Origin of the sequence: Rhodococcus sp. (in: high G+C Gram-positive bacteria) (genome assembly GCF_049286785.1) — a bacterium.
Classification (GTDB): Bacteria; Actinomycetota; Actinomycetes; order Mycobacteriales; family Mycobacteriaceae; genus Rhodococcus_F.
The window spans coordinates 1-2,189 of record NZ_JBAQEO010000489.1 but is presented as its reverse complement, the minus strand read 5'-3'; the positions used below and the strand labels follow the sequence as shown (position 1 = coordinate 2,189).

The 2,189-nt window shown below is 64.4% G+C and carries 3 protein-coding genes; all 3 read left to right on the top strand.

Going from position 1 to position 2,189, the window contains the following annotated elements; translation table 11 throughout:
* Window positions 1-281 (top strand): hypothetical protein (locus tag WAW17_RS17470; RefSeq protein WP_422334198.1); only part of this gene is annotated, 281 nt, incomplete at its 5' end.
* A 286-nt stretch (window positions 282-567) separates the two neighbouring features.
* The gene (locus WAW17_RS17465; RefSeq protein ID WP_422334197.1) at window positions 568-1,413 is read left to right on the top strand and encodes a mycofactocin-coupled SDR family oxidoreductase; all 846 of its coding nucleotides are present in this window, start codon (window positions 568-570) and stop codon (window positions 1,411-1,413) included.
* Between the two features lie 60 nt (window positions 1,414-1,473).
* Window positions 1,474-2,189 (top strand): aldehyde dehydrogenase family protein (locus tag WAW17_RS17460; RefSeq protein WP_422334196.1); only part of this gene is annotated, 716 nt, incomplete at its 3' end.

Genomic DNA, 2,189 nt, shown 5'->3' with positions numbered 1-2,189 from the left:
TCTTCTTGCCCGACTCCGTCCGCGCCGGGCTCATCGCCAGCCTGCTGGACGCCGGCCTGCAGGATCGGATCTTCCTCTCGATGGATTCCGTATCGGCGCACATCGGCCCGAAGTCGAAGTTCGACGCAGACGCACCGACACCGCTCGTCTACCTCGTCACCGAATTCACGGACTTGCTGGGGCGGTACGGCGTCACCAAGGAGACGGTGCAGGCCTTGCTGACGCAGAACCCCGCACGCATTTTCGGGGGACCGTCACGAGGTACTGAGATTCCGGAATGAGATACGCGACGGGGGCGTAGCGAGGCGCCTCGGTCCGGGACGACGCTCCGCCACCCAGGCACGAAGGTCGTCGATTCCGACCGATCACGCCGAGCGAGAGTTCAGAAGTCCACGCTTTGCATATTGCATATTGCATATTGCATGTCGAAGCTGTACCGTCGATACCGATGTGCTCCGAGTCACACGCCCGCGAAGGGCGGCGAGTCGAGACACAAGGCAAGCGGCGAGCAGTCTCCCGACGCAATCGCACAGGCGTCGGAGAACGCCACTGACAAACGGAGGAAAGATGACAGATTCCGCGAATCCCCTCGAGGGCAAGGTCGCATTGATCACGGGAGCAGCCCGCGGACAGGGTCGCTCGCATGCGATTCGCCTCGCGAGCGAGGGCGCCGACATCATCGCGCTGGACATCTGCCGGGACATCGAGACGATGGACTACCCGAACGCCTCTCCCGAGGACCTCGAGAAAACTGTCTGCGAAGTCGAGGCACTCGGACGGCGCATTGTCACCTTCGAGACCGACGTACGCGATGCGTCAGCTGTGAAATCGGCAGTCGACCAGGGGCATGCGGAGTTCGGTCGCCTGGACATCGTTCTGTCCAATGCAGGCATCGTCCGGTTCGCCGACGGCCCCGAGGACGAACGCGCACGGCTGTGGCAGGACGTGCTCGACACCAACCTCTCCGGTGGGTGGCACACGGTCAGTGCTGCGATTCCACACATCATCGCCGGGGGCCGAGGTGGATCCATCGTGCTGACCGGATCGACCGCGGGCGTCCGACCGGTCGCCAACAGCACAGTCGCCTCGTACGCGTACACCGCGTCGAAGTGGGGACTGGTCGGTCTGTGCAAGCAGTGGGCCGCCACGCTGGCGGAACACTCCATTCGGGTGAACATCGTCCATCCGACCGGTGTGGTGTCCGGGATGACGATGAACGACGCCATGGCCCGACTCGCCGAGGAAGCCGCTGCCGGCGGCGACAACTCCCTCTCGACCATGCAGAACGCGCTGCCCATCGACATTCTTCAACCGGGTGACATCTCGGACGCGATCTCGTTCCTCGTTTCCGACAAGGCCAAATGGATCACCGGAGTCTCGCTTCCCGTGGACGCCGGGTTCTCCATCCGCTGACTTCGACCGACACCGCATTTCATCCCCTCAGTTCCACGACCGAATCAAGGTGCACATCACATGACCACCACCACTGACAGCAAGCCCGCCCTCGACCTGACCAGGCCGTCGGTCCATCTGCACATCGGCGACCAGCGTCTCGACACCGGGTCCGCAGGCACGCACGCCCACATCGACCCCGCCACGGGCGAGGTGGACGCGACGATTCCCCTTGCCGGTGCCAGCGAGGTGAACACCGCCGTCGAAGCCGCGCACGCCGCCTTCGGGATCTGGAGCACCACTCCGCCCGCCGAGCGCAGCCGCCTGCTGCTCGTGCTTGCCGACCTCATCGAGAAGAACACCGACGAATTCGCCCGACTGGGCGCATTCGACAACGGGACGCCCCTCCCCGCCGTCGCCGGCATGGTCGGTAAGTCCGTGGAGTGGACCCGCTACTACGCCGGCTGGGCAGACAAGATCACCAGCGAGGTGACGTCCACCTTCGCCAACAACAGCGAGTTCGCTTACACCGTCGACCAGCCGTACGGAGTCATCGGCGTCATCATCACCTGGAACGGCCCGCTGATCTCCCTCGCGATGAAGATCCCCGCCGCTCTCGCTGCAGGCAACACCGTAGTCGTGAAGCCCTCCGAGCTGACACCGTTCACCGGGGAATTGTTCGCCGAACTGGTCGCCGAGGCCGGGATTCCGGCAGGCGTGGTCAACATCCTGCCCGGCAACACCGAAGCCGGTGCCGCTCTCGTCGCCCATCCCTTGGTGCAGAAGGTCACCTTCAC